This is a genomic window from Petrocella sp., from assembly GCF_059865615.1.
In genome coordinates this window covers 1-5,850 of sequence record NZ_JCBCDA010000006.1, presented here as the reverse complement: position 1 = coordinate 5,850, position 5,850 = coordinate 1, and the positions used below count along the sequence as shown (strand labels likewise).

Genomic DNA, 5,850 nt, shown 5'->3' with positions numbered 1-5,850 from the left:
ATTGACTTCATCATATCACCTCGATCAAAAACAATCAATAACCATCATATATTTTTGGCGATTTGACTGTTTTATGCATTTTAAGTTAGTAATACTGTACTTTAAGATGATCACGCCAACAAAAAACAATCATATTCGCTCATCAAATATGATTGTTTAATATAGATGCATACTAAATATAAGATTAAAGGGTCAAAACTAAGTTTTGACGCCTTAACCAATATATGCAATAGTGTTAGGATTTTAAATTGATGTTACAAACAAATCAGTTGTTGGGTTATAATGTCTGAGAATAACTCCAAAGGGTGCATTTGGGCAACATGAATCACATTTTCCCATTTTTCTGAGTTGTTTAATACCATAGAAATTTGATTTTCTTTGGATAATACTTGTTCCATATTCAGTAGGACTTCATCATTGCCCTCGAACAAAGCAATATAAAATATACCGGTCTCAACGATATCTTGAAAGAAATGACTACCGTAAGACAGTTCAGGCATAAAGCCGGCTTCAATAGATGCCATCTCACAAACCACTGACATATGGCAGAGTTCTTGAAAATTAACGGGAACACCAAGAGATGGTGTTGTTGTTCCAAATCTTCCGGGTCCCATGAGCATCACTGATTTACCCTTTAAAGCCTTATTAATATGACCAATTTGTCTTGCTAATTCATGTTTTTTTTGTTCTGTTAACTCAAGGTAAGCCTTCGGCTTAATAAAAACTACATATTCTAGGGGTAGGTGCACATTGCCACCCATGAAATTTCCTGAAGATTTAAAGAAGCAGTCTTTTTCATTTTTTATCACCGGTATTTCAACCGTTTTGCCAAGACCTTGCGTCTGTAATGGTCTGCACTGTAGCAGATTGATTTTATAATCCTCAATTGATTTAAAGTTAACGGTAAACTCAATATCCACCGGATAATCATAAACTTTTGAGAGCAATTTTAGAATTTGTCGCATTATAATGGGAAAATCGGTTTTGTTGACCATTTTCTTCATATCCAATATATAAGGGACAGGTACATCATAGCGCTTCATTTCCCTTAATCTTTTTACCATTGGTTCATCCGGCCTAAAAAATAGAGATTGATCCACCTTTAATTCTCGATTAGCAAATAATGCCATCTCTTTGGTCTTCCATTTGTTTTCTTTCAATGAGAGTACATCAACAAAATGCTGTGAGAACTTCTTCTCATCCTCATGATTCATAGGGGGTACCCGTGATGGTTGATCCAAGTTGACGATTTTGGCATAGTCGACAACGGTTCGGTCAACAGCCCTCGTACCAAGGCCAAAAACCAATCTAAGCATGCCTGCATCCATATCCACACTTTTGTCCCATACATAAAGGTTGGATGAGTTACCAACACCAGCAGCATGAGGGAAAAAATCATCTTCATAGAAATCTCCGGATACTCTTTGCACTAAAATGGCCATCTGCTCATCTTGTTCAAAAAGACCTCTGTTCATTCTATATTCTAAGGCTTCCTCATTCATTGTGCTGGCATAAACTTTTCTGACTGCATTTTCAAAGGCTTTATAACGTTCTTCTTCTGAACCTTGGTTAACACAAAAAACACTTTCGTATTTTCCGGCAAAGGCATTGCCAAAGTTATCTTCTTGAAGGGAGCTGGATCGCACAATAATAGGTGACTGTCCAAAATATTCTAGCATCAGCATAAATTTTTCTTTAATATTTTCCGAAAACTTGCCCGTCATTAGTTTTTCTTTAAGCTCTGAAGCATATTTGAAATAACCTTCTAGTGTTTTTTGTTTTGAACGTAGTTGCCACCAACCATTTTGCACAATATAAGTATAGAAGATATCCGATCCCAAATAAAAGGAATCGTGAGGTTCAAGACGCTCAACAAGTGCTTCTTCACCCTTTTTTCTAATTATTTTTCGAGCTACAAGCATACCCACACTTTTACCACCAATAAAGCCGGTTCCAAGCGTTCTTGATTGAATTGTTAATATATCTCCTAAATCAAAATACCTTCTACATAGATCCAGCATACGAGAATCATGTCCAATTAGCTTTTTCATAAGTCTCTCCTTGACTTCCTCCTGTTCGACAACAGATGACCTCAAAGCCAATCTCGCTTCTCCAAAAACCACATCCCAGTAATCCAGTCTTTCTTCTCCTAGCCGAATGGTTGAAAAAAGGGACGCTGATTCTGTACTCGCAGTTATGCACGTAACCTTATCATTTTCTATTAGATGTGGGAAAAACATCGTGGGAGAATACCGCTTCCATACTTTTAAAGGATGAATATAAAAATTCTCCTTTACTTGGTACACATCTAATAAAAGCTGCGTTGTTTCTCTTATGGTCGCAATTGTGGAGTAGGTATGAGCATTTCTCATAATGGCAAAATATGCAATGGTATCCAGCTCATATAAAAACGGGCAAGTCACCTCAAAAAAGTTTCCAATCATTAAATCTGAATACCAGTTTTGTAATAGGTCCGTTAAGACATCAAAAACATAAAATGTCTTGAGGCCTTCTCTTGCTACAATATTATAAACTTCTGTGGCAAAGCTTTCAAAACCTTTTTCGGGAGATGGCTCGTAAACCTTAATCACTTCTGAGGCTTTTAGTAAGGGTCTATGGGCTCCGAAACGGATGTACACCATTTTCCTCTGCTCTTGAAGCGCTTGATTTACATAAGGCTGTAAAACTTTTTCATAACTCTCTAAGCAATCCACCTGCCATACCACATTATCTCCTAAGCGAAAGTGATCAATAACTGCGTCAAAACCTATGATACCTGTTTTAACTTTTTCATGCATAAGCGCCTCCATTTGTCATCCATTCATTCTATAAGTAAAGGGTCAAAACCATACTATAATTGAAAGATTTTTATTGCCTTTCAGATTAAAAGATTTCTCAAGGGATTTTGCTATTTGTTGAAGTTCTTCATTGAAATAGGCTTCAATATGACTTTCTCCAAAAATAGGATGGAGCTTATTATCCGCCCATCTGAAATAGGACATGTTTTCTATCAAGCCTATTAGCATGGTGATTTATTCTCAAAAAATCTTCAAGTCCACCATCATGCTTATAATGGCCAAGAGAAATATTTTGTTGTTTCTATACAAAGACTAAGCCCATGTTCCTGACATAAGTCTTCTTGCCTTTTTGTATTTTCAACTAACGTAATGACCTTCATCTAATCCCATCCTTTTTCCTTGATACACCCCTTGTTTATTCGTAGCTCTATTCTTTTATTCATGGATTGTTGTCTGATTTGCCTGATGGCATTTTCTATTTTTGCCACATCCAAAACCAGGTTCATCTCTCGTGCACAATTTATAGTCACCACCTTCAATTTTTAAAACACTGCCTTCTACTAGAGACTGTGCTATTTTTTTCCTGGCATCATTATAAATACGTTGGACCGTTGTTCTGGCTACATTCATTTGGGTTGCACACGCTTCTTGTGTCATGCCTTCAAGATCAATTAATCGAATGGTCTCAAACTCTTCCACAATCATAATCACCGTATCCGGACCCTTGTTCTTATTATCTAAAGGTCCAAAGGATGCATTCTCGGGCATGCAACAAACTTTTCTCCATTTTTTTGGTCTTGGCATAAGAGCCTCCTTTAATTGACATATGTTCATTACTGTTTTTAGTATAGCACCTATATATCATATGTCAATATTTTTTCTGTAATATTATGAATTGGCGATTTTTTTTCATCTAAAAATATGGTATGATGAATGATGAAAAAAGAAACATAAGGAGGGTGAACCATGAATGAAAACTGGTATGCATTTGTGAACGAAGTAACATATGGACCTTATTCATTCGACATCATGGTTGAAATGACAAAAACAAGACAACTCATGCCTGACACCTTAGTTTATCATGCGTCTTTGACGCAATGGGTTTACGCTTCTTCTGTAGATGGTCTTTTTCCAACTTACACTAAGCCCTCAAAAAAGAAAACTAAAAAAAAATCCACCCCAAAACCAAAGTGGTTAAAACTTTTGACAACCAGTCTAATGGTTCTTTTTATGGTGAGTGCGATAGGATACAGTATATGGAAAGTTGGGGATATAACCGGTTTTTGGCAAAAGCAAGCTATTGCTAAAGCCGCAATCGCTTGGCAAAAAGAACCCGACTATAAAGACAATGAAAAAGCAATCTTTCAAGTCCTTGGTGCCTTTTCTAAACATTTAGAATCCGGTGACTTACTGTCAGCCTTAGAATACGTTAACCCTGATGAGAGAAGTACTGTTGAGGCCATGATTATGGAGAATCCTGAACGCTTACCTGTCTTCTTGAATATGCTAAATACTCTGGAAATAACCTTCATGAACTCGGACAATGATTATTTTGCTGTTGAACAAATAGCCATTGTGATGGCTGGTATACCTTCAGACGAGATTCCTTCTACAGGTACAACAACCATCATGATGGTAAAAATAGATGATCGATGGGTGGTGGATCAAATACGATGAACACAATCATAAAACTACGAAAATTTATTAGTCAATTTTTAATTCTATCCTTATGTCTTCAAAGTTTTTCCATATCCGCTTATGGATGGGAGCAAAATACCCATGAAGAGATCAACAGAGCTTCAGTTGACCGTTTTCAAACCCAGTATGAAGATTCAAAAAAATACAGAAATAATTTTGTGAATTTTGACAAGAATACTTCCGCACCCACCGTGACTTCTTCCGGGAAATTCGAGCGTACTTATTTACAGCAATGGTTTTTAAAACCGGCTCGTGATCACATCGTTCATGGCGGTTTTTCGGCTGATGAACCACATGTCTATGTGTCGGTTAAGCATTTTTATGATCCACTAGCTTTGTCCGGTAGCCATCAGTTGACCGATCAATACAGCCTACATGGATGGCATATTTATGAAGCTATCCCAGCTAATGACTGGGCTCTCTATAGGAGGGACAACCCTTATTCTTTAGTCAATGCCATGCTTAATTATAAAAGGGCTCTTGAAATTCCATATGACGCGTCGGTATCTTCTATACCGATAACTGCCGACTTTAGAGATTTTGCCGGAACCCCTAAGGATTTGCAGGAGATGCGCAGTATGTATACCGGTAAGGCCATGCGTGGACTTGGGGAAGTTATGCACTTAGTGGCTGATATGACCCAACCTGCTCATGTAAGAAATGATGCCCACCCTAAATATGAGATTACTGAAACCGCGCTAAAGAATAGAATCCTCTCAAGGAATATTACTAAAATGCCTCGACTTGATGGTCTACAATTAGATGACTATGGAAGCACCATTAACCAACTTATGGTTGGCTTGGCCACATGGACCAATCAGCATTTTTATTCTGAAGATACCTTAGCTGACACCCAACTGGGTGTTAAACCTAGAAATTGGGAAACACCTTATCCATCTCCTCAGATCTCGAATATGGATAAAAAAGTTACAGATAAATTCTACACTTGGTATCAAACTTTTGGTGGTGTCGAGGTGCCTATGGTGCGTTATGAGACTGGTTATGTCTATAACTCTTATGTCATAACTGCCGACTTTGCTATTCAACAGGGCTTTGTACTTGTTCCTTTGGCCGTAGCTGCCACGACACGAACGATGAACCTCTTTTTCCCAAGTCTTGAAATGAAACAAACAGTTACAGAAGTTGAACCGGATGAAGATGTCTTATCTGAAGCTCTTGATAAAGGCGCTGAGGAAGTAAAACAATTTTCTTATAATGCCACTTTGACCCACTTAGTCCAAAACGATCCTGAATGGCGGGTGGTTGACTTAAAAATCAATTATGCCGGTCCCGGTGAACTTTGGACAGTCAAAGGCAATAAACATGAAAAATTATGTGATGTTGAGTTTAAAGA

General features: G+C 37.6%; 5 protein-coding genes. 2 read left to right on the top strand and 3 right to left on the bottom strand.

The window, feature by feature from the left end; all coding sequences use genetic code 11:
• Positions 1–254: 254 nt before the first annotated feature.
• From AC6F8J_RS01105 to AC6F8J_RS01095, 3 genes are all read right to left on the bottom strand, one after another.
• Positions 255–2,798: a PEP/pyruvate-binding domain-containing protein gene (locus AC6F8J_RS01105; protein WP_500720408.1), complete on the bottom strand. Its 2,544-nt coding sequence runs from the start codon at positions 2,796–2,798 to the stop codon at positions 255–257.
• A 42-nt stretch (positions 2,799–2,840) separates the two neighbouring features.
• Positions 2,841–3,026 (bottom strand): hypothetical protein, encoded by a 186-nt coding sequence (locus tag AC6F8J_RS01100; protein WP_500720407.1) that lies wholly within the window; start codon positions 3,024–3,026, stop codon positions 2,841–2,843.
• Positions 3,027–3,233: 207 nt separating this feature from the next.
• A complete protein-coding gene (locus AC6F8J_RS01095) occupies positions 3,234–3,602 on the bottom strand; it encodes a DUF134 domain-containing protein (RefSeq protein WP_500720406.1) in 369 nt (122 codons plus the stop codon).
• A 162-nt stretch (positions 3,603–3,764) separates the two neighbouring features.
• Between AC6F8J_RS01095 and AC6F8J_RS01090 the strand changes: the two genes are divergently transcribed.
• A complete protein-coding gene (locus tag AC6F8J_RS01090; protein WP_500720405.1) occupies positions 3,765–4,475 on the top strand; it encodes a GYF domain-containing protein in 711 nt (236 codons plus the stop codon).
• On the top strand, positions 4,472–5,850 hold a 1,379-nt coding region (locus AC6F8J_RS01085), incomplete at its 3' end, for a hypothetical protein (RefSeq protein WP_500720404.1). The genes AC6F8J_RS01090 and AC6F8J_RS01085, both read left to right, overlap by 4 nt.